General features: G+C 50.6%; 19 protein-coding genes. 15 read left to right on the top strand and 4 right to left on the bottom strand.

Features of this window, described 5'->3' with window-relative positions; all coding sequences use genetic code 11:
- Window positions 1-87 precede the first annotated feature (87 nt).
- The 6 genes from flgB (at window position 88) to pseC (ending at window position 8,240) form a co-directional block, all read left to right on the top strand.
- Window positions 88-489, top strand: coding sequence for a flagellar basal body rod protein FlgB (gene flgB, locus LBJ36_08365; protein ID MDR1379052.1), 402 nt, complete (start codon window positions 88-90; stop codon window positions 487-489).
- 132 nt (window positions 490-621) lie between these two features.
- On the top strand, window positions 622-1,041 hold the full coding sequence (flgC, locus tag LBJ36_08360; protein ID MDR1379051.1) for a flagellar basal body rod protein FlgC: 420 nt from the start codon (window positions 622-624) through the stop codon (window positions 1,039-1,041).
- Window positions 1,042-1,079: 38 nt separating this feature from the next.
- Window positions 1,080-2,045, top strand: a complete 966-nt coding sequence (locus LBJ36_08355; GenBank protein MDR1379050.1) for a TAXI family TRAP transporter solute-binding subunit — start codon at window positions 1,080-1,082, stop codon at window positions 2,043-2,045.
- 243 nt (window positions 2,046-2,288) lie between these two features.
- Entirely contained in the window at window positions 2,289-5,939 is a 3,651-nt protein-coding gene (locus LBJ36_08350) for a hypothetical protein (protein MDR1379049.1), read from the top strand.
- 36 nt (window positions 5,940-5,975) lie between these two features.
- Window positions 5,976-6,980, top strand: coding sequence for an SH3 domain-containing protein (locus LBJ36_08345; GenBank protein MDR1379048.1), 1,005 nt, complete (start codon window positions 5,976-5,978; stop codon window positions 6,978-6,980).
- 99 nt (window positions 6,981-7,079) lie between these two features.
- Window positions 7,080-8,240 (top strand): UDP-4-amino-4,6-dideoxy-N-acetyl-beta-L-altrosamine transaminase, encoded by a 1,161-nt coding sequence (pseC, locus tag LBJ36_08340; GenBank protein ID MDR1379047.1) that lies wholly within the window; start codon window positions 7,080-7,082, stop codon window positions 8,238-8,240.
- Between the two features lie 195 nt (window positions 8,241-8,435).
- On the opposite strand, the gene LBJ36_08335 is transcribed toward pseC, so the two are convergent.
- The 3 genes from LBJ36_08335 to hutH form a co-directional block, all read right to left on the bottom strand.
- Window positions 8,436-9,947, bottom strand: a complete 1,512-nt coding sequence (locus LBJ36_08335; protein MDR1379046.1) for an oligosaccharide flippase family protein — start codon at window positions 9,945-9,947, stop codon at window positions 8,436-8,438.
- 147 nt (window positions 9,948-10,094) lie between these two features.
- Window positions 10,095-11,198, bottom strand: a complete 1,104-nt coding sequence (locus LBJ36_08330; protein ID MDR1379045.1) for a Coenzyme F420 hydrogenase/dehydrogenase, beta subunit C-terminal domain — start codon at window positions 11,196-11,198, stop codon at window positions 10,095-10,097.
- A gap of 792 nt (window positions 11,199-11,990) precedes the next feature.
- A complete protein-coding gene (gene hutH, locus LBJ36_08325; protein MDR1379044.1) occupies window positions 11,991-13,526 on the bottom strand; it encodes a histidine ammonia-lyase in 1,536 nt (511 codons plus the stop codon).
- A 297-nt stretch (window positions 13,527-13,823) separates the two neighbouring features.
- Between hutH and LBJ36_08320 the strand changes: the two genes are divergently transcribed.
- Both LBJ36_08320 and LBJ36_08315 read left to right on the top strand, forming a co-directional pair.
- Complete coding sequence (locus LBJ36_08320; GenBank protein MDR1379043.1) at window positions 13,824-14,471, top strand: chemotaxis protein CheC; 648 nt, start codon at window positions 13,824-13,826, stop codon at window positions 14,469-14,471.
- A 209-nt stretch (window positions 14,472-14,680) separates the two neighbouring features.
- Window positions 14,681-16,813 carry a methyl-accepting chemotaxis protein gene (locus LBJ36_08315; protein ID MDR1379042.1) on the top strand — a complete coding sequence of 711 codons (2,133 nt, stop codon included), beginning with the start codon at window positions 14,681-14,683 and terminating at the stop codon, window positions 16,811-16,813.
- Here LBJ36_08315 and LBJ36_08310 read toward each other — a convergent pair.
- Complete coding sequence (locus tag LBJ36_08310; GenBank protein MDR1379041.1) at window positions 16,810-18,657, bottom strand: ASKHA domain-containing protein; 1,848 nt, start codon at window positions 18,655-18,657, stop codon at window positions 16,810-16,812. The two genes, LBJ36_08315 and LBJ36_08310, sit on opposite strands and share 4 nt — an antisense overlap.
- A gap of 186 nt (window positions 18,658-18,843) precedes the next feature.
- Between LBJ36_08310 and LBJ36_08305 the strand changes: the two genes are divergently transcribed.
- The 7 genes from LBJ36_08305 (at window position 18,844) to LBJ36_08275 (ending at window position 26,374) form a co-directional block, all read left to right on the top strand.
- A complete protein-coding gene (locus LBJ36_08305) occupies window positions 18,844-19,905 on the top strand; it encodes a J domain-containing protein (protein MDR1379040.1) in 1,062 nt (353 codons plus the stop codon).
- A gap of 46 nt (window positions 19,906-19,951) precedes the next feature.
- Window positions 19,952-21,058 carry an LptF/LptG family permease gene (locus LBJ36_08300; GenBank protein MDR1379039.1) on the top strand — a complete coding sequence of 369 codons (1,107 nt, stop codon included), beginning with the start codon at window positions 19,952-19,954 and terminating at the stop codon, window positions 21,056-21,058.
- A gap of 1 nt (window position 21,059) precedes the next feature.
- Window positions 21,060-21,887, top strand: a complete 828-nt coding sequence (gene lpxI, locus LBJ36_08295) for a UDP-2,3-diacylglucosamine diphosphatase LpxI (protein ID MDR1379038.1) — start codon at window positions 21,060-21,062, stop codon at window positions 21,885-21,887.
- Window positions 21,872-23,047 (top strand): lipid-A-disaccharide synthase, encoded by a 1,176-nt coding sequence (locus tag LBJ36_08290; GenBank protein MDR1379037.1) that lies wholly within the window; start codon window positions 21,872-21,874, stop codon window positions 23,045-23,047. The genes lpxI and LBJ36_08290 overlap by 16 nt, the downstream gene beginning before the upstream one ends.
- Window positions 23,044-24,222 carry a cdisaccharide synthetase gene (locus tag LBJ36_08285; protein MDR1379036.1) on the top strand — a complete coding sequence of 393 codons (1,179 nt, stop codon included), beginning with the start codon at window positions 23,044-23,046 and terminating at the stop codon, window positions 24,220-24,222. Before LBJ36_08290 ends, LBJ36_08285 begins: the two co-directional genes overlap by 4 nt.
- A 121-nt stretch (window positions 24,223-24,343) precedes the next feature.
- Entirely contained in the window at window positions 24,344-24,865 is a 522-nt protein-coding gene (locus tag LBJ36_08280) for a 4-vinyl reductase (protein ID MDR1379035.1), read from the top strand.
- 117 nt (window positions 24,866-24,982) lie between these two features.
- Window positions 24,983-26,374, top strand: coding sequence for a diguanylate cyclase (locus LBJ36_08275; GenBank protein MDR1379034.1), 1,392 nt, complete (start codon window positions 24,983-24,985; stop codon window positions 26,372-26,374).
- The last annotated feature ends 85 nt before the right edge of the window (window positions 26,375-26,459 follow it).

Below are 26,459 nucleotides of genomic sequence, written 5' to 3'. Positions count from 1 at the left end.
GGTTGAATATAATAGGCTGAATATAAAAGGTTCCTCGTTAAAGAGGAACCTTTTTTTTACCGAGAAACAATCAGGGAGGCGAGATTTATGTTGGGAGATTTTACGTGGAATGTTATTGAAAAGGACATGGAAGGGTTGGCAAAACGTTTCAAGATCACGTCTCGGAACTTGGCTAACGCGAATACGCCAGGGTACGAACGCCGTAATATGTCTTTCGAGGACGAGTTGCGTGATGTAATGAACTCCACGGGAAAGTTGAAAATGATCGTGACGGACACCAGGCATATTCCCACGCGTCCCGCCTCGGTGAAGGACGTAACGCCCGCGGAGCTGAAAATCAAGGACGAGGTTTACAGGCTCGACGGTAACAATGTGGATCCTGAGCGGGAAATGGCAGTCCTGGCAGAGACTCGCATGATGTACGGGGCGATGAGCCGTTTGGCGGCCAGAAAACTGGCCAACTACAGGAGCGTCATCAGCGGCAGGTAATGTGAAGTAAGTATGATTTTAAACGATCAGAAGAATGACCGAAGAATGACTCAAGAATGCTCAAGAATGACTGAAAATAATTTGATAAAAGTCTAAAAATAAATTACAATAACGAAAAATGAGGATCGTGTCATGAAAATCTTTGAGAGTATGGAAATAGCGGGTAGCGCTTTGACGGCACATCGGTTGTGGATGGACACTGTTTCGTCTAATTTGGCGAACATCAACACGACAAGGACTTTGGCCGGCGGTCCCTACAAAAGGAAAGTTCCGGTTTTCGCGGAGATGCTGGATAAAACCGTCGGCGGCTATGAAGATATCGGTGGAGTACGAGTGTTTGAAGTCGCGGAGGACCAGACTCCACCGCGTCTCGCTTATCAGCCGGAGCATCCCGACGCCAACGAAGATGGCTATGTCGCTTTTCCCAATGTCAGTCTAGTGCGGGAGATGACGGATATGTTGGTGGCTAGTCGCGCTTACGAGGCCAATTTAGCGGTGGCGGACAGCGCGAAGACCATGTGGACCGGAGCGCTCGAGATCATTCGAGGTTGATTCGAAGAGGTTGATTCGAAAAAGAAGGGGTGTTTTATATGAAGAAGTGTACGGTTTTGTTGTTGGTGGGATTTTTATTGGGAGCGGGATGTCTGGCTGACGCGGAAGGAGCGGAGGAGACATTCTTGTCCATAGCGACCGGTGGAGTGGCGGGGGTCTATTATCCTCTGGGCGGAGGCTTGGCTCAGGTTATTTCCACTCATGTGCCGAACGTGAAAGCTACGGCCGAAGCCAGTAACGCCTCGGCGGCCAATATCAACCTGATCGCGGAGCATGAAGTGACCTTGGCCTTGGTGCAGAATGATGTGGCTTTTCGCGCGGTCAAAGGAGAAAAACCTTTCAACACACCCGTCAAAAACCTTCAAATGATTGCCTCTCTTTATCCTGAACACGTGCAGTGCATATCGACCAAAGACAGCGGTGTCAAAACCCTCTCCGACCTCAAAGGCAAACGCGTTTCCGTGGGCGCGCCGGGATCGGGAACGGCGGATAGCGTCGGACTCATTTTATCCGTGGCCGGCATCAAATATGGAGACATGAACACGGACTTCCTTGACTTTGCCAACACCGCTGAACGGATTCAGGACGGACAAATGGACGCGGGTTTCGTTCTATCGGGGTTCCCGGCGGCGGCGGTTATGGCCTTGGCGGCCCAGAAAAACATCGAATTGGTGGCTTTCGATGATGAACTGCTGAATAACCTGACTAAGGAATACCCTTTCTTCACGAAAGACGTGATCCCGGCCGGAACCTACAAGGGTGTGGACCACGACACGGCAACTCCCGCCGTTCTAGCGGTGTTGGTCTGTGACGCAGAACTATCGGAGGATTTGGTATACAACATTACCAAAGCTATTTTCGAGAATCTCGACGAACTGAGACCCGTTCATGATAAAGCGCAGTTGGTTTCCCTCGACAAGGCGCTGGACGCCGCAGCTGTGACGGTTCACCCCGGCGCGGCGAAATATTATAAGGAAAAAGGACTCTCGGTGCCGACGCTATAATTTTTATCAAGTTTTAGCCGCAACACATTTTCAAACCCCCAAAAATCGAGCGTATGAGAAACATGTACGCTCGATTTTTATTTGAAACGGCGTACCCGACTGCCGAAAATCGCCGTATAATGACATTGGAACTTCCAGAATACAAAACAAGGAGGGAATCTGGTGGACAAGCGTTCGATATCGCCGAGGTCTCCAAGATCTTCCACAAGATCTTCCACAAGATCTTCTTCAAAAAAATCGGTTTTGAGAAAAAAGTACGCAAGGAGCAGGATCTTCGCGTGTGTCCTCCTGGCGCTGCTGGGAATCGCCGCCGTGGGGATAGGGGTACTCGCCACCGTCGACATCGGCGGGGGGGTGGTGGCGGGCATGGTGGCGAAAACGGTAAAGGAGCAGACGGGGATGCTTCTTGCCATTCACGGTGCGAGCGGAAACCCCGTGCGAGGTTATACCTTCAACGGCATAACCCTCGCCTCGGCGCCGTCTTCCCCATCCGACACATCCGACACATCCGACACATCCGACCAAGAGAAGACACCATCCGACCAGGAGACGACGCTGTTTTCAGCCCAAACCCTTCAAGCAAGCATCAATTTCGCGTCCCTTTTTCGAGCTTCTCCCCGTTTGGCGCGACTGGCGGTGAGCGGCGTGGAGATGGACCTGGACCGTTTTGTCGAGGAAATCTCTAAAATCCAGTTTCAGAGTTCTTCGGACGGGGGCGAACTTCCCATTGACCGCGTCAGCCTTCTGAGCAGCCGTTTCACCTCCAAGTGGGGCGCGGTGGACGTAACTGAAATTGAAGCCGCCATCAACGGATCTCGGATGAACGTCACTCTGAACGGTGCCGTCAATGCGGTTCCCGTAAAGGGAATAGCGGACGTGGATATTCAGCAAACAGCCGTCGGCGTCAACAAGGCGGAGCTTCGCTTGGGTAAGGGGCTCGTCACCACATCCGGCAACGTGGGCCTGACTGGAGCGGAGGGAGTGCCTCTCGATTTTCAAGGATCAATCACGGGCCTGGACGTTTCGGAACTCACCGCCTTTTGGCCTGACTTTCTGTCCACGGAGGACTACGACGGAAATCTGAACTTGAGCTTTACGGTAGAGGGAGCTGGAAGCAATCTGTTGATAGCGGCGAACGTGGCTTTTAAAGGTTCCAAGCTAGGGGGATACCCCGTCGAGACCATCGACGCTCAACTCCGGTACGCTAACACGCGGCTCAGTGCGGAGAACGTGAGGGTGACGTCTTTGGGCATTCCCATCGAGGGTGAGGCCGCTCTGGCAGTACGAGACAACCAGACGCCCTCCGTTATGATCAAGTTGAGGGGCGGCGATACCCCTCTTGCGGAGCTGGCTAAACTCTATCCTGGATTAGGAAAGGTCGGCGGCAAGGTGGAGCGCTTCTCGGTCAACATTCAAGGACCGACCAACGCTCTTTCGGGCGCGGTGGAACTCTCGGCTCCAAACATTCTCCTTCTTGGAAAACGTATCGAGAACTTCGCCGTCCAGATCAAGCTGGCAAAAAGCGACAAAGCGACCCTCAACGGTAAGTTCGTTCTGGAAGGCTCTCAGGCCTACATACAAGGAACCATCGGGTCGATCTTAACCAGCGCGAACCTGGACTTGACCGCGAAATTGCTGAACCTGGACATCAAGAAGGTAGATGATTTGATCCCAGACGGGAAAAAGTACGGTCTCGCAGGGCTTCTCACCGCCGATCTAGCCATCAAGGGCAAACCCACCTCCCCCTCGCTGAGCGGCAGCCTGAGCAGTCCCAAATTTACCGCTGCGGGCTACACTCTGGATAAACCCTCTTTGTCCTTCGCATACGACAAAGACAGATTCACATTGAGGAAAAGCAGCGGCAGTTGGAACGGCTTGCCCATCGAGGCCAGCGGTACGCTGGGACCCTTGTCCTCCAGTACGCCGACAATAGATATGACGGCCCAACTGGCTTTTAAGCCGGAGAACCTGAAACAGTTTGTTCCCGATCTGGCTGACTACAAGTTACAGGGAACTATCAACGCGGGGGTGAGAATCAGAGGCAATTTGCCTCAGCCCCAGATCGACCTGTTGGCTTCATCGCCAGCCCTCTCGGCTTTTGGCTTGGTGGACGCGAAAAATCTAGAGATCTCCACGGCTCTGGCCGGAGACCTAACAAAACTCGATAAGGTCGATCTCTCCTTCAAAGCCGCTTCCATCGCCGCCGGAGGAGTGGGGTTGCAGAATCTTTCCGCCCTTCTTCGGAAGAATGGTCAGCAAGTGCGGCTTGAAAATGTCTCGGCCAAAAGCGGTGAAGGTTCGGTTCGAGGAGGAGGAACGGTGGCGATGGGGTCCCCAGGAAAAGATGCCTCGCTGAATCTGGCTTTCGAGTTTCAACAACTGGACCTAGCGCCCTTGGCCCGAACAGGAGGCCTAGGTGTGGACCTCACAGGCGTTCTTTCTGGGAAAGCCAGCGTGACGGGTCCCTCCTCCAATCCCGCGATTTCCTTTACAGCACAGGTTCCGAGCGTTTCCGTCGAGGGAGTGGCTCTGACGGGGCTCGCAGCGAATCTGTCGGGAAACACAAAGACCATCAAAATCAACGAGTTCAAAGCCAATCTGGGGGGTGCTCCTCTTTCCGCCAAAGGGACCGTCTCTCTGACTGATCCCTTTGGGGTGGATATCGACGTGGCGGGAGACGGGTTGGACCTGGCGGCTTTGATGGCAGGGATGCCTGACCTGAAAGGACAAGTGACGGGTAAAACAGATCTGAAGCTTGCCGTCAAATCCACGAGCAAGGGCGTCAGCGGAGCCGGCAGCCTTCGGTCCACCGCAGTCACGGCTTTTGGTATCAAAACGAGCAATTTATCTTTCCCCTTGTCGCTGGAGTGGTTCTCTGGGGGCGGTTCTGTGAAATCGACAGGGGGAGCCCTGGATCTCTATGGCGGAAAGGTGTCGAACAACCTGACCTTCGACTTAAAGAGTCTGAAGTTCAGCGACACACTGAAGGTCAGCGGTGTGGACGTGAACACACTGGTCCAGGACGCGGCGGGAGGGCTTTCCGGTAAGATCACGGGCAAGGGCAATCTGTCTCTGAAGATCGACGGGAGCGCAGCCGGCAAGTTTTCTTACTCCGGCAGCGGACAGTTCGATATGGGTGAGGGCAGTATCACCGGTTTTTCCGGTTTGAACCTGCTGAGTGCCCTTTATGGGGTGGAAGGCATCCGTTACACTAAAGTCACCGCGCCCTTGCGGCTCGCGATGGACAAGCTCGTGGTTGGCAAGGGGACCTCGGTCGTTCCCCCTGCCAACGATCCAGTGTATAAAAGCGCCAAACTTGCCGAAGACGGCGTAATCACTTTCGATAAAAAAATCAATTTCACGGCCGATCTTAATGTGAACTTCCAGTTGATCAACGCGCTGTTGGGAGGGGCTACGAGTGGCATTGAGGCTTTGCTCAAAGGCGGCAATCTTCAGAACGTTTTCAGCGGGAAAAATCTCGAATCCGCCCTGAAAGGCGCGATTAGCGGTGGAAGAGAACAAAGCAAAGAAGCGGATTTTCGCGACGTCACCGTCAAGGTAGCCGGCACCTTCGAGAAACCGTCGATCTCCTTGGGGAAAGTGGGTCCGTCCTCGACACAAGCGAAGGAAAAACCTGCGGCATCCCCTGCTGTTTCCTCAGAGAATCCCGTGAAACCCGAGGATATCCTCAAAGAAAAGATCATTGACGTGATCATTCCGACCAAAAAACCAGACACGGTGCAGCCGCGAGATGTTCAAGAGTCGCAAAACCAGAACTCGCAGCAAGGAGAACAGTCTCCTAAGTCGCCGGAAAAACAAATAGAGAAGCAAATAGAAGAGGAAGTCCAGAATCAACTCCGAAAAGGGCTCGACAATTTATTCAAAAAGAGGTAAAACTTTTTCCAGACTATTTTTCGAGGAGTTGCTCTCATGGAAATAAAAGAAGTAAGAGACATGAAGGGAACGAAAGATCGCCTGGACGAGCTTCAAGATTTGTTGCAGGCGAGTTATATTACAGAAAATGAGTATCGCGTTGCTCGCCTCAACGCCCTCAGGGAGGGGGGCATTGATATTGTCACTCGCCCGCAGGAGAAAGAAGAGGAAGAGAAAGAGAGAGAAGAAGAGAAAGAAGAGAAAGAAGAAGAAGAGAAGTCTAAAGGATGCGGTTGTTTTTTGACGAGCGTGTTCTTGATTGTTTTTCTTACATTTGGCGCTATTCTAGCTATCCCCAACTGGCCCGAAAGTTTTGGAGGTTCTTACGTTCAGGCGGGGCGGCAGTGGATTTTGGCTCTTTTTTTCTCGGAAGAGCCAAATCTGGCATCGGATCTCGTGCCCAGCGTGATTCTTCCGTCGATGACCGTTGTCGCCGGAAGCGAAAAAAACGTTCAGCAAGGGTCAACTTCTCCAGCGCTTTCTTCTAATCTTTCTTCTAATAATCTTTCTTCCGATTTACCCTTGTCCGAGTTTTCTTTGCCCGAACGTATCGTGTCCGGGGAATCGTTGTTGAATGTCCTTTCGGGGTTGGAGGTTTCATCTCTCCCTCCCGCTCCGGAAACCGCTTCATACGCAGAACCTGTTTTACCTCCTCTGGACGCGCGGATCTTTTCGTTACCTGATATGGGCGACCTTGATTCCGTTTCTCCCTCGACCCCTCAGGAGCCGGATGTGATGATCATAGAGGTTTCCCCTCGACGGAACCAAAAGATAGAAGAAGGACTTCAACGCGGTGTTGTCTCAGGCCGAAGTGTGAGGCTACGCTCTGCTCCCGATACCTCTCGCAATGATAATATCATTGGATGGGGAACCAATGGAGACCGTTTTTGGGTTTTGGAGAAAGGTGCGGCTAGAGATGGTAGCACCTGGTACCGGATTCGCTACGAGGTAGGCGACAAGCAAGGCTGGATCAGCGGCTCTCTGGTGACTTTGGAAAAATAGATTCGAAGAATAGTGTTGGAAGAATAGAGTTGGAAAAATAGATTGGAAGAATAGATTGGAAGAATAGAACAAATTGCTTATTCATGGGAGGTTGGAAAGTTGAAGTCCTTATCTTACGGACGACAGTGGATCGACTGTGACGATATCTCCGAGGTGACAGAAGCTCTGCAGGGAGACTGGCTCACACAAGGACCCGTCGTTGATCGTTTCGAAAAAGCATTGGCGGAGTACATCGGAGTACGCCATGTCATTGTGTTTTCTAGTGGAACCGCCGCGTTACATGGCGCCGTGGCGGCGGCTGGATTAAAAGAAGGAGACTGGCTGTTGACCACGCCCTTGACCTTTGCGGCGACGGCAAACGCGGCGCTTTACGTAGGGGCGGAGCCTGTTTTCGCGGATATTGATCGCGGGACGCTCTGTATGGATCCCATCAAGGCGGAACGGAAGCTTGAAGAACTGCCTCGAAAGATCAAGGTAATCCTTCCCGTCAGTTTCGCGGGTTACCCTTTCGACATTGAGCCCTTCAAGTTTATGGCCCAAGAGTATGGCGCGGTTTTGATCGAGGATGCCTGCCACGCTTTGGGCGGATACCGGGGAAGCTATCGGAACTACAATTCTCCTCATAAGATTGGTTACGACGCGGATATGACGGCTTTCAGCTTCCACCCGGTGAAGCAGATCACCACCGGCGAGGGAGGGGCGGTTGCGACCAATCAAGATGCCTTTGCCAAGCGCTTGAGACTTTTCCGCAACCATGGCATCACTCGAGACCCCGCTCAATTTACGGAAGCCGCGGATGGCCCCTGGCATAGCGAGATGCTCACTCTAGGCTACAACTATCGCCTATCGGACATTCACTGTGCGCTGGGACTGAGTCAGTTGAAGCGTCTCGACGCTTTTCTCGGAAAAAGACACGAGCTGGTGGCTCTCTATCGGGGACTCATAGCAGGGTTGCGGGGTGTTTTACAGCCGCCGGCCAACGACGGACACGCCTATCATCTTTTCCCCATTCGCGTATCCCCGGAGATTCGAGGCGCGCTTTTTTCTTATCTGGCCGAAAACGACGTCCGGCTCCAGGTACATTACCCACCTGTTCCACTGCATCCTTATTATAAAAAGCGCTTCAACTACAAGAAAGGCGACTTTCCAGAGGCGGAGCGTTTTTACGAGAGCGCGATTTCTTTACCGCTTTTCCCGCTGATGGAGGAAGATGACGTTATACGAGTGGTGGACTGCATCAAAAAATTTATCAACGGATAAATTCGAAGACTCCTCCGCGGACCGCGCTATTCGCAAAGCGGGGACCGCGGTCTATTGTAATAGAGACATTCCCAATTTTTTCACGTTCTCTCCAATTTCAACAGATTTCAACTTCAACAGATTTCAACAGATTTCAACAGATTTGTCCCACTGCCCAAAATATCCGCTGCCCAAAATATCCGCAATCGTCGGCATTCATTTTTTACCTACGTTTTTAAATATGATTCCAATAGAAGTAGAAATGATCTTTTTTTCTTCTGCGTTCATCCCCAAACGCCATGCCGAGCCCATATACACCATTGTAAAAAAAACTCCTGATACCAGAAATGCAGGAATGTACATAGTATCTATAAATATCATTATAAACATTCCGACGACTATTGGGATCACAAAAGACTGGCAAATTGAAAAAATTTCTCTGAACCATCGTTTTATATCAAGGCCGCCGACTTTTTGAATATATATTATCTGGATAATGTTATTTGCCACAATCATTCCTATAAATGTACCAAAAGCAGCTCCTACCTCGCCATAAAATCTACAGAGGGGAATGCTGACAAGGAAGTTTAAAAAAGCTACCAATATATAGATAACAGATTGTACTTTGTGTTTTGCTTTCGCTCGTAAGATGTGGATGGCAAGGTTCATCGATAGCGGCATTATGAGAGGGAGCATCAGAAACAATCCCACGTAATACACGTTCTCGTACCCTTTCCCCACGAAAAAATGTATCCCGCTTTGGCCGAAAACAATAAAGGAAAGCATTACAAACGTAACAATGAAAAATTGGATTCGCCCTGTTTTAATGAGCAAATCAGATAAAGGCTCATCTCCCAATTTTTGTGCTACGATTCTATTTGCCCTCGGCACAAACAGTTGAGTAATGGCCGTGGAAAATTGTAGATATACGTTACAAAAAAGTGCGCCTACCGCATAAACGGCCGCTTCTTTCGCTCCCCAAAATCGGGCTACCAGAAATTTGTCGATCTGCCAGTTGATTATGTCCATAATTTGCTGCAAGAAGATAAAAAATGTAAAACTACTCATCTCCGAAAAGAGTTGGATATCGAAACCGGAGAAACGAAATTTCATTTTTAACCTTGCGAAGCAATACCAGGCTGAAATGACCGAGGAAAACAATGTCAAGAAAGTTATGAACATTGTCACCTCCACGGATTTATACCCTAAAAGAACGATTAAAAGTACTGCGAACGGCTTAACCGCGGAGACGCATAGAGTGAGTCCCTTTTGAAAAACAAATTTTTCACGGATCATTGCAAAGATTGTAAACTGTGTTGTGGACAACGTAACCGTCATATTGATAAGCATCAAAACCAAGAGCTTTTTTGCCGTAGCGTATTCGCTGGTGGTAATTTTTTCACCCAAAACGGATTCTATGTTTACGACAAGAAATATCCCTGCGACAATCACAACAACAATGATTATCGCATAAATTAAAAGGAACATACCGTTAAGTTCCTCAGCTTTGCGCTGATTCTCCTGCTGTTCGAACTTGATGAAGTAACGCATATACGTCGTCCCGAACCCGAATTGAAAGAGGTTGAGATATTGAATCACCGAGGTACATACGCTGAATATTCCGTATTCGCTTTGCCCGTACAACCGTATGACAACGGGAGTAATCAATACATGATAAAGTAGATTTACAAAAAGATTGGCATACGCCATAATTGCGCTGATTTTCATATCACAGATAAAACATCTGAAACATTTTTTAAGTAGTCTATTGAATCTCTCCTCCAATGCAACATTTTTTGATCCACTACCTCAAAATCAATTTATTTCCACAACATAATACCATACCTTGTTTCTTTTTCGGATAAGAATCTAAGCTTATTTTTCCGGTAATCCGGAATGAAACATGAAATACACCCGCCTAAAAAAGTCTCTGAAAAAAGTTTTTATCTTTCGCAATAGGGTTATTTTGCAAAAACCTTTGACTGCGGCTATACCTTCTTCACGAAACCTATCGAAAAAAATTCCTCTATCTTTAGGAAGGGCTGCTGAATGCTCCATGGAAGGGTTAAATCGCGCCGAATTAACGGTATCCACCGGCATGGCCAGCATGTCATCCATAATAGATCTAAATAAATCTATGCCTTTCAAGGTATTGACAAAGACAAGTGAAGTTCCTTTATTGTCGTCCAACTCAGGGCAGAGATGTTGTACCCCCCAAAAATCGGCCAAGGTAAAATCCGTTTGGCGGTGTATTGTTTTAAAAGCACAGGCGTAGCACGATGGCCGAAGATATAACCCGGCCAGAAAACCTCGCATAAAAAGATCTGTGCTATATGTTCGACAATATTCTTTCCCGCTTTCGAACGTGATCTTTACTGAAATTTGCCGCCATCCCCTGCTTTTATTTCGGAAATGCACATCTTTTATAACAGAAGCAGCTCTACGTTTATGCATCGCTAAATAGCTTTCCCACACCCTTGGGCTTGAAACGCCGTGACAAATCAGATCCTGCGTAAGCAAAAGATCATGTGTTCCGCCTAGATAAGCGTGAAGCCCAGCCGTTTGACATGGAGTCCCGCAAAATAAAACCAGCCGTCTTTGCTTTAAGAAAATTTCTACCTGGCGATAAACATCTCCGATCCAACTCTGAACATACTTAGATTGCCGAAACGCCATCGCGTTTTCTCTCGTTTCAGCATATCGATGTTCAACGTGAAAATTCTCATCAAAAGCAACCCCGAAAACAACCCCGCCACTGGCCAATACCCGCTCCGCAATCAATGAAAAAATACCCCCGGAAGAACTCTTCAATCGAACATTTTGATTCTTGTTAACGCAAGCAAACGCTACCGCGTTGAATGGATCTATCGATATTGAGGGTTTATTGAATACAGGACAGAGAGATTCACAGACACCACACTTCACACACTTTTCCTCGTTTGTGACAGGATACAGAAAACCCTCTTCATCCGCATGCATAGCGATGCATTGGCGTGGACAACGAGTTGCGCAAGCACAGCAACCGGTGCATAATTCCTTCCGCATAGGATTGATATGCAAATTAACCAAGACCTCCACTTGCCGAGATGACATGCTCATCAGCATGTAAATTCACTAAGAAACTATCAAAATGTGTACTTTTTGACAGTCACTCTATCACTGGTTAGCAACAGCAAAATAGCTAATTTTTTCCTAAGTATTCTACCATAATTATTCCAAAATTTTGAGTCCAAATTTCAATTCTGAGGTTTTATCAAAAAGTACGCTTTTTGATAGTCTCAGTTAGTGAATTTACATGCTGATGAGCATGTCGTCTCAGCAAGTGGAATTTTTTTCGATAGAAGAAGGTATATATAGTCTCAGCAGAACGTTTTTGCAAAATAACTCTATTGTAAAAGATCAAAACTTTTTTCAGAGACTTTTTTGTGCGGATGTGTTTCATGATTCATTTTATGGTTTATCAACGTGAGGTGCGGGGCGGAACACGACCGGGATATCAATCGGGATATCAATCGGGATATCAAGGCGGCTGTAAATATTCTCAGAGTAGGGACATCCACTCTTAAAGGAAAAGATGTAAGACCGGTTTCAGTCGGCTGTCTTTGTCGATCTTACACTCCCACGACTTTTGTCGTGGGAGTGTGTCAAGGAATTGTTTTATCTTGATAACCACATAAACGCTTGACCGAGCGCTAAGAGTAAATGACAGCTCTGCGTCCGGTCACGGGAGTATTTGATGTATAAATTCAGGATGTATAAATTCAGGTCGATTTAAGCCAGTTCCCCAATTTCGGACTCCACCGCTTCGACGACGCTACCGCGCTCCGTCAGCTCGATGATACGCTGCATCAGAGGATGAAGATACTCGTCTTTTCGGATGTAGGGCACGACGCGGCGGATACAACTGTGCGCTGCCAGAGTGCCGCGCCCCGGCTTGAGGTATAAAAGACTGAAGTTGAGGGCCTGGGCAGCCAGGAGCATCTCGATGGCCAAAACTTTGCGGGTGTTCTCCAAAATGGAGACCGCCTTTCTGGCGGCGTACCCGCCCATGGAAACATGATCCTCCTGGTTCGCCGATGTAGGGATCGAATCAACGGAGGAGGGATGAGCGAGAACTTTGTTTTCGGACACCAGCGCGGCGGAGGTGTACTGGGGAATCATGAAGCCGCTGTTGAGGCCGCAGTCCTCAATGATAAAGGGTGGCAGACCGGAGAGAGAAGCGTCGACCATGCGAGCTTGACGACGTTCGGAGATGCTGGCGAACTCCGCCATCGCGATACCGAAGAAATCCATCGCCAAAGCTAAGGGTTGTCCGTGAAAATTGCCTCCACTCAAAGCCTCTTTTTCCTTGGGGAAGATCAGTGGATTGTCCGTCACGGAGTTGATCTCGGTTTCAAGGACGGATCGGATGTAGGAGAGCGCGTCGCGGCTGGCTCCATGAACCTGAGGCGCGCAACGTAGGGAATACGCATCCTGCACTCGGTTTTGTTTATAGCGTTCTATGATTTCGCTACCTTCGATGAGCCGGCGGATATTGGAGGCGACGTTGCCTTGCCCTCTATAAGCGCGTAGGGCATGGGTGCGGGCGTCGTAGGCGTAGGGCACTCCGTGGAGGGCCTCCAGAGATAGGGCCGCGACGATGTCCGCCGTTTTGGCGAGCTTTTCCGCGTCCAAGAGCGCGAGCGCGCCTACCGCGTTCATGACGGTCGTACCGTTGTTGAGCGCCAAACCCTCTTTGGCTCCCAGGGCAATGGGTTTGAGGCCCTCTTGGGCCAGAGCTTCTTTTACGGGGATAATCTTTCCCTTGTACTCCGCGTCCCCATCGCCCAGTAGCGCGATGGCCAAATGCGACAGGGGGCACAGATCCCCCGAAGCCCCGACAGATCCCTGGCGGGGAATCAGTGGATGGATGTTAGCGTTCAGGAGCTTGACGAGTCCGTTTAAAGTGGCGAGACTTATTCCAGAATATCCGCGGCTGAGGGTATTAACGCGCAGAAGCATGATGGCGCGGGTCACATCCACAGGGTAGGGGGTACCCACTCCGCAGGCGTGACTACGGAGCAAGTTTTCCTGAAGGATGCGACGGTCTTTGGGGGAGATTTTGACGGAGGCCAAGTCTCCAAATCCTGTGGTGATGCCATAGACCACTTGATCCGAGGAGGCCCAAGTTTCCACGAGGGCGGCAGCCTCCTCCACTGCCTCGGCCGCTTCTAGATCCAATTTCGCTTCGCAGCCTTCCCGTGCGACCTTGGCGACGTCCTCAAGGGAAAGAGATAGCCCGTTCAACACCACCGTATCTTTAGCCATAATATTTTTTCCTCCTTCATAAAAGCTTTCTTTTTTAAAGTCTTTTTTACAGGGTTTTATACCAAGGTCACTACTTTAGAGAAAAGTTAAAATGATGATTTTATTGTAGGGAATATCTTTAAAATAAGCAATACCAATAATTTAACTATTAACTTTGCTTATGTAATATCTCGACGCCGTGAAATCAAGGTAACTAACTGTTTCTATTTCTGCATATAATATGCTAGACTATATGTGAAAATTGTAGGAGTAATATAATCGACGCAACAAGTTCTCAGGAAGGTTGGGAGGATAATTATGCTTGACCTCAAATCGATGAATCAGATGCACCTCGACGCGATCCGGGAAATCGGTAATATTGGCGCGGGGCATGCTGCGACTGCGCTGTCCGCCATGTTAGGATGCTTGGTAGAGATTGATGTTCCCAGGGCGGAGCTCGTATCGATATACGAACTGAACAGCTACTACGATAATCCCGACGCGAGTTATACCGCCGTATTCGCGGCATCCGACAACGATGCGTCCATGAACTTCATGCTCCTGATCAAAGAAAAGGATGTCGACAAACTGGTGACGCTGCTCGTGTTGAAACAGTTTGGAATGCAGATGGAATTCTCCTCCATGTCTGAAGAGATGATAGATAGCGCGTTGGGCGAGATAGGTAACATTTTATTGGGCTCTTTCCTAAACTCCGTAAACACCCTGTTGGGAGTCGTTAGCGGGATCAGCACGCCAAGCGTGACCCACGACATGCTTGGCTCGATTTTGAGCGTCGTTTCCGCTATGTTCGGACAGTATGGAGACATCGCGCTCGTGACGCAATCGAGCCTGAACGTCATGCCTGAGGGAAGGACGCAATCTGACCCTCTTGACGCCCACATCCTTCTAGCAAGTGAACCCGCCGCCCTCGAAGCGCTTTTGCGAAAATTAGGAATATGCGTATAAGTGGGCGCGTTGGCGGGCTGAATGAAGACAGCAAAATGAAGACAGCAATATGAAGACAGCAATATGAGGCGTGGAAAGCCGACCCAGTAAAAGAGAGTGAGACACATTTCGCTCTTGTGATTGCCTCCATCTCCATGCTGGAAAACTGGACGAAACGTATCTACTCATTATAAGTAGGTATTAGTACGTTGAAAGGATCAGAATATTCTATGAAATTTAAAGGTATCATGTCACGTATTATCGTTTCGGTCGTTCCGGTCATCGCGCTTTCTATGGTTCTATTTATGCTGATAATAAACAGCCTAATGAAGTCGCAGATCAATGCCCAGGTAAACAACAAGATAGAAGAATCTCTGGAAAAACTGGACTTAGCGATTCAGAAAGAATTCTCTCAGAACGCGGAAATCGCTAAAAGCTTTGCGGTCTATGCGGAAACGAGTAGCCTCGCCACCTTTGACAGGGGCGAGGTGAAATTTTTTCTGATGAAATCAATCCTTCTAAACAAAAATACGTTAGGCGGCGGAATCTGGTATGAGCCTTACGCCTGCTACAGTAATATAGAAACCTATGGTCTCTACGCTTATAAAGATAGCAGCGGAAAGGCCGTTTACGAGCCGAATTATGAGAATATCGTCGATTTTTACAAGGAAGAGTGGTATATCAATGGTGGCAAATCGAAGGGAGATCCGATCTGGTCGAGTGTGTTCTACGACCCTTTGACGACAGCGACGATGATCACCGCGACGGTTCCGTTTTTCGACGAAGCGGGAAAAATGAGGGGTGTCGCGACAAGCGACATGGCTCTGACGGATATTCAAAAGATCGTGGATGGAGTTTCCGTGGGCACCACGAGTAAAGTTTTCATTCTGGGGAGAGCGGGCGAATATATCACCTTTTACGACGACAGCAGAAAAATCGACGACACCATCACCAGGGAACAAGACGCGAATCTCGCCGCGTTTGGAAATCAGGCATTGCAAACCAGGAAAGGGATCGCGATGGTAGAGACAGCCGGCGGTTCCATGCGCACGTTCTATAGCGAAATCGAGGCAACGGGCTGGCTATTGGTTCTCATGGTCGACAACAGCGAAATCTCCCACAGCATCTTTAGCCTTGTATCGAGAAGCGCTGTTGTTCCGCTTATCGGTCTTTTGATCGCGACGCTCTTTCTTTTCTTCGTCGCCGTCTACCTACGCAGAATCGCGAAAAAAATCAACCGCTTCGCGATGGTGGCCGCCGGGGGCGATTTTTCAAAAAGAATAGAGATAACAGAACGCGACGAATTTGGTGATCTGGAAGAACACCTCAACCAAATGATGGAACACGTGTGTTCCATATATGTGGAGTCGATGGAGACGAACGACAATATCGTCGATACCGCGAAGCACTTCTCGTCGTTGGCGCAGCAGACGAAGAACTTGGTCGCTCTTGTCCGCGTCAATGTGGACGAAATGGGATCAAGCCTTAACTCGCTCGCGTCAACTGGAGAGAAAGTCAATATCGCGGCCAACACGGTCGCGTCTGGAGCGCAGTCCGCGGCAGAAAAAGGCTCGGACATCGCAAAACAGATCGACGCGGCGATGAAAGCCAGTGAAAATGGAATGAACGCGGTGCGGCAGGTTGTCAAGGACATCGAAAAGGTCGCTCAGGACGTCTCTGACTCCGCCCACAGCATTCAAGAACTGGGGACAAGGACACATCAGATTCAGAATTTTGTAGCGCAAATCAGCGGTATCGCGGCTCAAACCAACCTTCTGGCGCTAAACGCGGCGATCGAGGCGTCTCGCTCCGGAGAAGCGGGACGTGGATTTGCCGTGGTTGCCGAGGAAGTTCGCAAGCTTGCAGAGGACAGCGACGCGGCGGCGAAAAACATCGCCACTCTGGCCAATACCATTTCGAAAGACCTCGAAAAAACGGTCGGCGTTTCCAAAAGCAATCTGGACGCGACGCAGAAAGTGAGAGACCTTTCCACCGAGACGGAAGAAATCATCGGCAACATGATCACCTATCTCGGAAGCATTGCCGGGGCTACGCAGGACCTGGCGGTCGTCTCCGAGGAACAAGCGTCGTCGAGCGGGGAAATCGCGAGAGCCGTGCACAATATTGCCCAAGAGGTTTCAACCACGGCTCAGGCAGGCGAAAATATCCACAACAGCATCGGAGACGTCGCGTCTTCCGCCGAATCCATGGCAAAAGGGGCAGAAAATCTCTCCGTCCTTGCCGACGGCATGAAAGCGATATTTGACGTCTTCACCATCGACGCTCAGGGGAAAGAAGAGAAGGAAAGAGAAGGAAAGAGAAGAAAAGGAAAGAGAAGGGAAGGGCAGGATAGGGAAGGTTAGGGAAATTCGAGGCATCGCATGAAGAGTTCCTCGTATCTCGGAGTAGCGCCGAGTTCGACATAGGCGATACTCTGGGCCAGGGTGCTCATCTCTGCTAGGGCGGAAGAGGATGTCAACGCCATGAGAGCACCCTTTTTTGAGGTGTTTCCAACGTATTCAACTTTTTCCGCCGCAAAAGACGGTTCATGCGGAAGGATACCACATCCCATCAAGCTCTCCACAGAAAGATGAGCGCCAAATTGCCCCGCGATCAAGACCTTGTCGATGTCCTCCACGCTCAGACCGGCCTGGTTCAAAAGAGCGAGCAAACCGGAAAGCAGAGCGCCTTTGGCCAACTGTACCTGACGGACGTCTTTCTGAGTCACGACGATGTCCCCAAACAGGCAGACCGCCGGAATACCGTTTTCTTCACGGCAAAGAGCGGTGAGTGCCTCTCTCGCGGAGGGTAGTTCCGCCTTCACCTCCGCTTCCGTCAGCAAAGAACCATCCCTCCGAAGAAGCCCGACGCGAAGTAGCTCCCGTATGACGGCGAGAATGCCGCTGCCACAAATTCCAACGGGGGGTTCGCCTCCAATGACCTGAAACTGAACAGCGCCTCGATAATCGCCTCGATCATCGATTCGATAATCGATGGAAACGTCTTCGACAGCCCCAGGTTCGGCGCGCATCCCGCAACTGATGTTCATGCCTTCTAGGGCCGGTCCTGCTGCACAGGAACAGGAGACGAGAGTTCCTTGACGGGACAAGACCATCTCCCCATTGGTGCCGATGTCAAGAAAAAGCACATTACCCTTTTTCCGGACCAGTCCTGTTGCGTAGACACCGGCGACGATATCCGCGCCAATAAAAGCCGATACGGAGGGCAAACAAAACAAACGAGCGTTTCTCCTCAATGCCGTCAGGCCGATCTCATGGACTGGAAGCTCTCGGCTCTCCAAGAACACGGGTGTGAAGGGAAAGGTCCCCAGAGACGTGGGACTAATCCCCAAAAGAAAGTGAAGCATGGTGCAGTTGGCCGCCACGGCCACGGTGTCGATAGAAGAGGAATACACCTGGGCCTCTCGGCACAGGTCCTCCGTTATCGCGTTAACCTTCTCGAGCAAGACCCGCTGCATAGCGCGCACTTCCTTCGGGTATCGCATGACGTGAGAAATTCGAGACAGGATATCCATGCCGTATTGGACCTGAGGGTTGACCGCCGACCGGTTGGCTAGTTCCTCTTCCGTTTCCCTGTCCACCAGCACTACTTCCAAGGTGGTGGTGCCGACGTCCAACGCTAAACCCAACGGCGTCCTCCGCCTCGCTTTCTTCCGCTCCGTTCTCCTCGGCTTCGCGGAAAAGCGTGAGGGAACAAAAAGTTCGTCTTTTTGTCGTTTCGGCGGAACTTTCACCGTTAAGTTACCCGATGGGAAAAAAACACACGCCAGACAGACACGCGCCGTCTTTTCCTTCGGGCACGGCCGTCTCAGCTCATTGCCGGAGGCTGAGGACAAATCCTCCTCTTTCGAGAGAAAATCCTCCTCTTCCGATTCCGGCTCTTCCGATTCCGACTCTTCCGAGAGAAGCGTCATTTGTAACCGTTCAAGCCTCCTCTCGCTCGATTCTGCCCTGAGCGGGTTTTTCATTGAGGGGGTTTCATGGGGGGCAATGAGGTCGCTTTGGGCCGAATGAGCTCTACCCTCCTGATCTTGAACAATGAGTGTCACCTTACATTTGCCGCAGGTCCCCCCTCCACCACAAGAACTCTCGACAAAAATACCTCCTTCCCGCAAAATGGTTAGCAGGTTTTTTCCCGATTCATAAAAAAGGATTTTGTTTTCCGGCATGACGGTCACGCTGTGCACGGTGCCACGATACCTCTCTTTCTTCCCGCTTTCTTACTAGCTTAAGAAAAGCGCTTGGGGACAAAAATAACAGTATAACGATAGCATATAGAGTTGTTCTGTCGGGAGGGGGATTGTGGTATTCTTGCGAAGGAGCACGCTTTAGATTGACTCATATTGACTTAAATGCGATTGGGAGGGCTGATTTTGAACATGGAGAACATGGAAAAGTGTTATACTTTGTTGGGGGTTCTGCCAACCGCGACCGCCGAGAAAATAGAGGATGCTTACCAAAACAAAAAACGCGAATACGTAATAGATCGCTTCGAGCAGGGGACTCTGGAATGGGTGCGTGCTTTTGCGACGCTAAAAGAACTGGATACGGCCTATGATAACGCGATTATGGCGACTTTCGTTCCGATACAAGCTTTTTCTGGCCCCATGCCTAAAATCGCGACCCCACAAGACGGTGTGGCAAAGCCATGGCTGGCGGAAACGCCTCATGAACCTTCGCAGGCTCAGGTAAACCAAAAGTCCGCGGAGATCCAGACTCCAGTTCAGCCTGCGCCTCCGCAAGTCCAAGTTCGGCTTCAGGAGGCTTCGCTCTTGCAGACGTCTGTAGAGGCGCCGTCACAGACTCAACCCGCGAAGGTGGCTCCTTCATTTCCCTCTCAGCAGATTCCGTCGTTTTTTTCAGATCCCGAACTGGAGGGTCTGGTGGAGGAAGTACCCGCCTCTTTCTCCGACGCGGAACTGTTGAATATGGATATCACGCAGTTGAGGCAAAGTTACGCTCCACAGGAACAGGAAGAAGAAAACGAGTTTTTCACCTTGGGGATTCAGGATCGCCTTTTACGCTATTACGTGAAAAGCTATTTGTTGTTCGCATTCTTCGAATTGATCATGCGTCTTTCTTTGGGAGCGAAATGGGTGGGCGCGCTGGATATGGAATTCATGAAAAAGATCGTGATGTCGTCTCCTTCTACGCTTACGTGGATTGTGTCGGCTTTTATCTCCACGACGCGCCTTTTTTGCTGCGCTCTCCCCCTGCCGATTGTTACACGTTTTTTTTTCCTGGCTCAACCCGCGGAAAACAATGCGACGCATGGGATGCTTGTCTTTTTGTCTCTTGTCGCCGCTATTGGCCTCTATTTCTTGACGGGCTTTCTGTTCGAGTTTCTTCCCATTTCCTGGGACGGTACCGGAATGAACTTCGCGTTTATCGCTCCCGTCCTATGCTGGGGAACGATGCGGTATGAGGATCGTTAAAAAATTGAGAGATTTTGATGTTTTTTAGGGAGAAAATCACTTGCGGATGAAGTCGTTTCCAGGATTGCGCACTTTAGATCGTTTCGTGTTGGGGGAGATATCGGGTCCCTTCGTCTTTGGAGTGCTCATTTTTACCATGATTTTCGTGGCTGGCGACCTCCTTTTTCAAGCGGCGAAACTGATGATCGAAAGAGGTATTTCCCTGGGGGTCGTTGTGCGGCTTTTTCTCTATCGTTTGCCCGAGGTGGTGGGAATGACTTTACCCATGTCCTGCCTTCTTTCGACGCTTTTGGGTATGACACGACTTTCAGGCAACAGCGAACTGATCGCCCTCAAATCCCTGGGGGTGTCCTTCTATCGGATACTGCGCCCGATCATGTGGGCCTCTTTCTTGGTGGCCGGGGGGGCGCTCCTCTTTAACGAAACCGTCGTACCCTTCACTACTCATGCCGCCGAGAATCTCATGAGATACGAGATCCTGAAAAATCAAGCCTCTGCCCTCCAGGAAAAGGTTTTTTTACGCGATGAGAGTGACGGAGAGTTACGGCGCGTTATTTATCTTGATCACCTGGATGTGGACAAGGGCATCATGAGTGGTGTCATGTTTCATGAGTTCGAGGACGGGCGCCTGGTCCGCACGTCTTTAGCCCAGAGCGGGACATGGAAAGGCGGCGAGTGGTGGATCGAGAATGGTCGGGTCTTCGAGGTTTTGGAAAGAGGAGAGGTTCGTCTGCTTTTTCGCTTCGAGCGGCAGAGACTGGCGTTGAACCTTTCACCCCAGCAACTTCAGCGCACGTCCAGGCGTCCCGTGGACATGAGCGCTCGCGAACTTTGGGAGTACATCGAACAAGCACGTATGGGAGGGACTAACCTTTCTCAGCTCTGGGTTCTTTTTCACCTGAAGCTGGCCGTGCCTTGGGCTTGTGTCATCATGGCTCTTCTGGGGGCTAGTTTCGGGGCCTCTCGCCAGGGACGATCTGGTTCGGGGATCGGGTTCGGGATTAGCGTCATCTTCGTCTTCGCCTACTATGTGGTCATGTCCCTTTGCCGTGCCCTGGGAGAAGCGGGAAATATGTCTCCGGCGCTGGCTGCCTGGCTTCCGAATGGTCTTTTTCTAGCGGCGGGGCTTTTCTTCTCACGGAGGGTCGATTGATATGTCTCCGGCGAACATGCTAGACACCAAGAGCGCCATCATCGCGGGCGAAGGACTTCTTCCCGTCGAGATCGCCAAGCGTTTGGCATCACAAGGTCTTACCCCTCTTGTTCTTACCTTGCGCGATGACGGGCAGGTTTTCAAAGGCATCTCCGACCCGCTGGTGCGCCTGCGCTATCCCAGCCTGAGCCGAGTGATAAAGGAGATTCGGCGGCATGGGGCTCAAAACGTCATTTTAGCGGGCCAGGTTCCCAAAAAGCTCATTTACGTTCCGGCTTTATTCGACCCCCTCATCCTGAAGCTCCTGGCGAGAACTAGACGGGATGATCACTCGTTGTTGGCGGCTGTGGTCAATGTTTTGGAGGAAGAAGGCATTACGGTGTCACCCTACTGGCATATTTTGCCCGAATGCTTAGCTTCCGAGGGGGCATTGGGCCATCGGAGGCCCACGGCAGACGAGGTCCGAGACTTCGAATACGGCATGATGGTGCTAAAGGTGACACTGCCCTGCTCTTTCGGTCAGGCCCTGATAGTGGCGGATGGCGCCGTGGTGGCCGTGGAGGCAATGGAGGGCACGGACGCCGTCATACGGCGAGCTGGAGAACTGGTTCCCAAAGGCGTGTTGGTCAAGATGATGCGGGCAGATCAGGATTCCCGATACGATATTCCCACGGTGGGGCCGGAAACCATCGAAAACATGGCTCAAGCGGGGTTGACCTGTCTGGCTGTGGAAGCAAACCGGACGTTGATCATCGATGTAGAAAAAACTTTCGCTTTGGCAAAGCGTTACAACATCGCTCTGTGGGGCTTACCATGTCAATCTTTATGAGTTGTGGAGAAGTCAGCGGAGACCTCTACGCCTCCGATCTGATCCGGGAGTTTTTACGGTCGCGGGGCGACGCTCAGGAAATTTGGGGCATGATGGGGCCTCGGGGCGTGAAGGCGGGTGGAGAAGCCATCTGGAGCTACGAAGAGCTGAAACTCATGGGAATTACGGAGGTCATTCCGGCTATTCCGCGCATCTTGAAGCTGCGCGACCGGATCGTGAACGAAGTCCTTCGGCGCGATCCAGCCGCGGTTGTGGTGGTGGACAGCCCCGATTTTCACCTGGGTCTTGTCAAAAAACTTCGGCGAGTCGGCTATCGAGGACTCACGGTATGCCTGGTCACGCCCACGGTATGGGCATGGCGCAGGGGTCGAACTCGAATCCTTCGGAACGACTTCGACCTCTGTCTTCCGCTTTTTTCTTTTGAACATGACTTTCTGACCGCGCGGGGCGTCCACTCCCAATGGGCAGCCCATCCTCTCGTCTCGGACCTAGCGGGCCATACCGTGCCGGAGGAGCTATCGAGGCGCTATCGTGGCGAGCGTGTGATCGCGTTGATGGCGGGCAGCCGCCGCTATGACATAAAATATCACATCGACTGTCTGCTGGGAACGGCTAGGATCCTTGGGGAGCAGGGATTCTTGCCAGTTTTTTCCGTGGCGCCGGGCCTCTCCGAGCCTTTGCGTCGAGAACTACTGGAACGCGTCGCGGGGTTTGAGCGATGGGAAGGAGAAGGGCGTGACCTGATGGCGGTCTCGGAGGCCGTGGCGGGCGTCAGTGGAACGGTGGCCGTGGAGGCGATGCTCATGCGGTGTTTTATGGTGGTGATTTACGACGTGAACCTGCTTTCGTGGCTTATCTTGCGTACTCTCGTCCGCGTTCCCTATATTTCTATCCCTAATTATCTGACCGACCGCCCCGTCTACCCTGAGCTTTTGAGGACCGCCGCGCGGCCGGAGCGCATTGTACATGAATTGCTCGCCTACCTGGACGATCCCGCCGAAAAGGCGGAGATTGATCGACGCTTGGAGATAGCTCAAAATGCCATGGGCGCTGTTAATGCCGCAGCGTTTTGGGCGCGCGTGATCGAGGAAGCGATAATAAAAAAACGCGTCGTTGATATTTTGGTTTATGATGTGCCGGAAGGAGTGAAAAAGCCATGAAGGTCTCTATCTTGACCAATGGTCCCGGAGAGCTTTGGGGTTGGGCTCGGCCTGTCGTTATGGAGTTGCGCCGGCGAGGGCATTCTGTTTCTTTATGGTTGCTCCCTTGCCAATTCGCTTCGGGATCCGAGCGAACCGTAGCCTCCCGGCTGGGCGTCGATAAGCTGGAGGGGCCCAGCGGAAGCGCGTGGACGTGGCGTGCTTTGGGGCAGGAAAAAACGGACTGTGTCCTGCAATTGGGGGGAGACTTGCTCTTCGGACGCCGAATCGCCAATTGCGCGGGGGCTCCGTTGATCAGTTACGCCTATGGGTTCAAAAAAGGCATGGAGCACGCCAGGGTTTTCACCGCCTACTTTTATATGGCGGAGAATATCGACATGCGCCTTAAAACGCCAAAAGCGCAACCCATCGGAGATTTGGTTAAGGATTCTCTGGCCCTCGACACGGGAACGTTCAAGTGGGACGAAGAAAAAGATGACGAAAAGGAGCATGGCGAAGAGGAAAAAGAAGAGGAAAAAGAAGAGGAAAAAAACGCTCCCCCGCGGTTGTTAATTTTCCCCGGAAGCCGGCCGAACATCCGGCGACTGTCTCTGGGGTGGCTTCAGGCCGTTCTTCGGCACTTGCGGGTTCAGCTTGGCCAGATTCAGGTCGGCGCCCTTTTTTCGCCCTTTGTTCCGGAGAATGAGTTTTCCGTTTGGGCCAACGCGGGATTGAACCCCCTGAGAGCCGGCGCGGGAGTGGTGATGAGAAGCGCGGACTATGCCTTGACCCAACCAGGAACCAACGTTCTCGAAATGATGCACTGTGGTTTACCCGCCCTGGTCGCCGCCCCTATGAATTTTCTGAGAACCGTCCCCATATCTGGGATCGGTGGGTTTTTGTCGGGGGTACCCTTGATGGGTTCATGGCTCAAGGAACAGGCCATACGCAGAAATTTGGAGCGCTACAACGGGTTCATCTCCTGGCCGAACCGGATCGCGAACCAGATGCTTCTGGACGAGGCGACGGGCAATATCGCTCCCAATGAGCTGGCTGCTCGAATCGCGGCGTCTCTGCAAGACAAGGAAAAACTTTCTCGCGTCCGTAAAGAGCTTCTGGCGCTTTCCGGGCCGCAAGGCGCTGCCTCCCGCCTGTGCGACGCTGTGGAAGAGAACCAGCCTCAAGAGAGCTCATGATGCCCTTTTGTGAAATGTAACAAATGAGAAAAAAATTATGCTACATAATTAGTCTATAATAATAAAAGGAGGCGGTTTAAGCCTTTATCAAAACTGGCGTTGAAAAGGAGCGTTGAAAACGATGGAGGAAAGAAAATATGCTTTTTCGTGGGACCTTCTTGGCAATCTCGAAGTGGGACGTCCGAATTTAGGAAATTCTACGCGCGTCGAGATCTATCGCCTGATGCAGTTTACGTTGCGAGACATTATCGAAGCCAGATTCGGGACGGAAGAGGCGGACAAGGTTTTTTACGAAGCGGGAAAAAAGGCGGGCATCGCCTTTTCCGAACACTTTTTGGCAGGAAACAATGATGTTGGAGACTTTGTTAAAAAATTGCAAAGCGTTTTGAAAGAGATGAAAATTGGCGTTTTGCGTGTTGAGTCCATGACGGACGGGGCGGAAAAAATCATTCTTACCGTCGATGAAGACTTGGATTGCGCTGGATTGCCGGAAATGGACTATGAAATCTGCGTTTATGACGAGGGTTTCATTGCGGGTATTCTCGAAAATTTTTCGGGAAAACAATATATTGTAAAGGAAATAGACTGCTGGTGCACAGGAGATCGCACGTGCCGCTTCACGGCGGATAGAGCTGCCGACTAAATCGAGCAACACCGAGAGCGAAAGAGCGAGTTGGAAATCGGAAGAGAAAATAAAGAAACTGTCATTTTATCTTCGGCATCTTGCGAGAATGTTTCCTCTGCCGAGGAGCGGGATCGGGTGCTGAAGTTTTATCATGCGCTTTTGTTTTCTTCGGTTTTGCCACCCGAAACTTCTACCTTCATCGATGAAACTCAAACGATGAAAGAGATAACGACTGCTCTCCTGGGACTTCGTGAAGTTCTACAAATGGCTCGCAAGGGTGATTTTTCTTATAAAATCCAATTCAAAGGTTTTATGGGAGGGGCGCTAAAGGCCCTTCAGGCAAATTTGAGTCATGTGGCGTGGTTGACGCGCCGGGTCGCGGATGGAGACTTGAGTCAGCGTATGGATTTCATGGGAGATTTTTCGGATTCCTTCAACTCAATGGTCGAGCAGCTCTCGACCACTCTGGACGCGTTGAGACATAAACAGGAAAGTTTGACGGCTTTGACGGAAGAGCTGCAACAGGAAGTGGAGGCGCGCAAACACACAGAACAGCGCCTCCGAGTGGAAAAGGAACGATGGAAACTAGCGGTTCAGTGCAGTCGGGATGGAATTTGGGAAATCAATCTGAAAAACCAAACTCTTCCTTATTATTCTCAGCGCCTGGCTGAACTGACGAAATTTCGATTGGAAGACATCCCCGGCGTTCACGATTGGCCGAAACTCTTTCACCCGGACGACCAAGAAATATTGCAACTGTACCGGAGTTTTTTTCTCGACGAAAATCCTCCGGGGTATTTCGAACTCGACCACAAACTCCTTTGCGCCGATGGCGTTTACCGCTGGTTCCAGACGCGGGGGATGGTACTCAAAGACCTCATTACCCAGGAACCCACGCGGATCATCGGAGTTACGGCCGATATTCAGGACCGAAAAGAACGCGAGGAGTTTTTTTCGCACCGGGCTACCCACGACGCTTTGACGGAATTGCCAAATAGGATATTTTTCGACGAACATTTGAAGAACAGCATTGAATACGCAAAACGAAACGGAACGCACCTGGCCGTTATCATGGTAGATTTGGACAAGTTCAAGTCCGTCAACGATACCCTAGGACATCTCGCGGGCGATACTCTGTTGGTGGAAGTGGCGCAGCGCCTCCAGAAAAATCTGAGAGAAAGCGACATGGTCTCCCGCTTCGGAGGAGATGAATTTGCCATGATTCTGGCTTTTGGGAAGGATGAGTGGCAGAGTATCACAAAACTTTTAACCCGCACAATGGCGTCTTTAAAAAAACCCATGATCTTGAAAGACAAAGAAATTACCATTAGCGCGTCTTTTGGTATCAGTATCTGCCCCGATGACGGAGATCATCCCCAACAGCTCATGATGCGTGCCGACGAGGCTCTCTATTACGCCAAAGCCACAGGGCGCAATGCCTGCGCTTTCTGGAAAACCAACAAGCGGTATCACGTCATTCGTTTTGAAAGCGGAATGCTCAAAAAACATGATCTTACGTCATCTTAGTTTAGAACTTTATAAGAGATTCAAGCTATCGGAACAGGCCTATCAACCAATAAAACATTAATAAAAACATTATAGAAGAAAGTAT

It is taken from the genome of Synergistaceae bacterium (genome assembly GCA_031267575.1).
Classification (GTDB): domain Bacteria; phylum Synergistota; class Synergistia; order Synergistales; family Aminobacteriaceae; genus JAIRYN01.
The sequence above is the reverse complement of the archived record's forward strand: the minus strand, read 5'-3'. Positions and strand labels throughout refer to the sequence as shown.

Bases quoted from the DNA above. Each gene is read 5' to 3' on its own strand.
- flgB (MDR1379052.1), top strand. From the start codon at position 88: ATGTTGGGAGATTTTACGTGGAATGTTATTGAAAAGGACATGGAAGGG.
- flgC (MDR1379051.1), top strand. From the start codon at position 622: ATGAAAATCTTTGAGAGTATGGAAATAGCGGGTAGCGCTTTGACGGCA.
- LBJ36_08355 (MDR1379050.1), top strand. From the start codon at position 1,080: ATGAAGAAGTGTACGGTTTTGTTGTTGGTGGGATTTTTATTGGGAGCG.
- LBJ36_08345 (MDR1379048.1), top strand. From the start codon at position 5,976: ATGGAAATAAAAGAAGTAAGAGACATGAAGGGAACGAAAGATCGCCTG.
- LBJ36_08335 (MDR1379046.1), bottom strand. From the start codon at position 9,947: ATGAAAATCAGCGCAATTATGGCGTATGCCAATCTTTTTGTAAATCTA.
- LBJ36_08330 (MDR1379045.1), bottom strand. From the start codon at position 11,198: ATGCATGCGGATGAAGAGGGTTTTCTGTATCCTGTCACAAACGAGGAA.
- hutH (MDR1379044.1), bottom strand. From the start codon at position 13,526: ATGGCTAAAGATACGGTGGTGTTGAACGGGCTATCTCTTTCCCTTGAG.
- LBJ36_08320 (MDR1379043.1), top strand. From the start codon at position 13,824: ATGCTTGACCTCAAATCGATGAATCAGATGCACCTCGACGCGATCCGG.
- LBJ36_08315 (MDR1379042.1), top strand. From the start codon at position 14,681: ATGAAATTTAAAGGTATCATGTCACGTATTATCGTTTCGGTCGTTCCG.
- LBJ36_08300 (MDR1379039.1), top strand. From the start codon at position 19,952: ATGAAGTCGTTTCCAGGATTGCGCACTTTAGATCGTTTCGTGTTGGGG.
- lpxI (MDR1379038.1), top strand. From the start codon at position 21,060: ATGTCTCCGGCGAACATGCTAGACACCAAGAGCGCCATCATCGCGGGC.
- LBJ36_08290 (MDR1379037.1), top strand. From the start codon at position 21,872: ATGTCAATCTTTATGAGTTGTGGAGAAGTCAGCGGAGACCTCTACGCC.
- LBJ36_08285 (MDR1379036.1), top strand. From the start codon at position 23,044: ATGAAGGTCTCTATCTTGACCAATGGTCCCGGAGAGCTTTGGGGTTGG.
- LBJ36_08280 (MDR1379035.1), top strand. From the start codon at position 24,344: ATGGAGGAAAGAAAATATGCTTTTTCGTGGGACCTTCTTGGCAATCTC.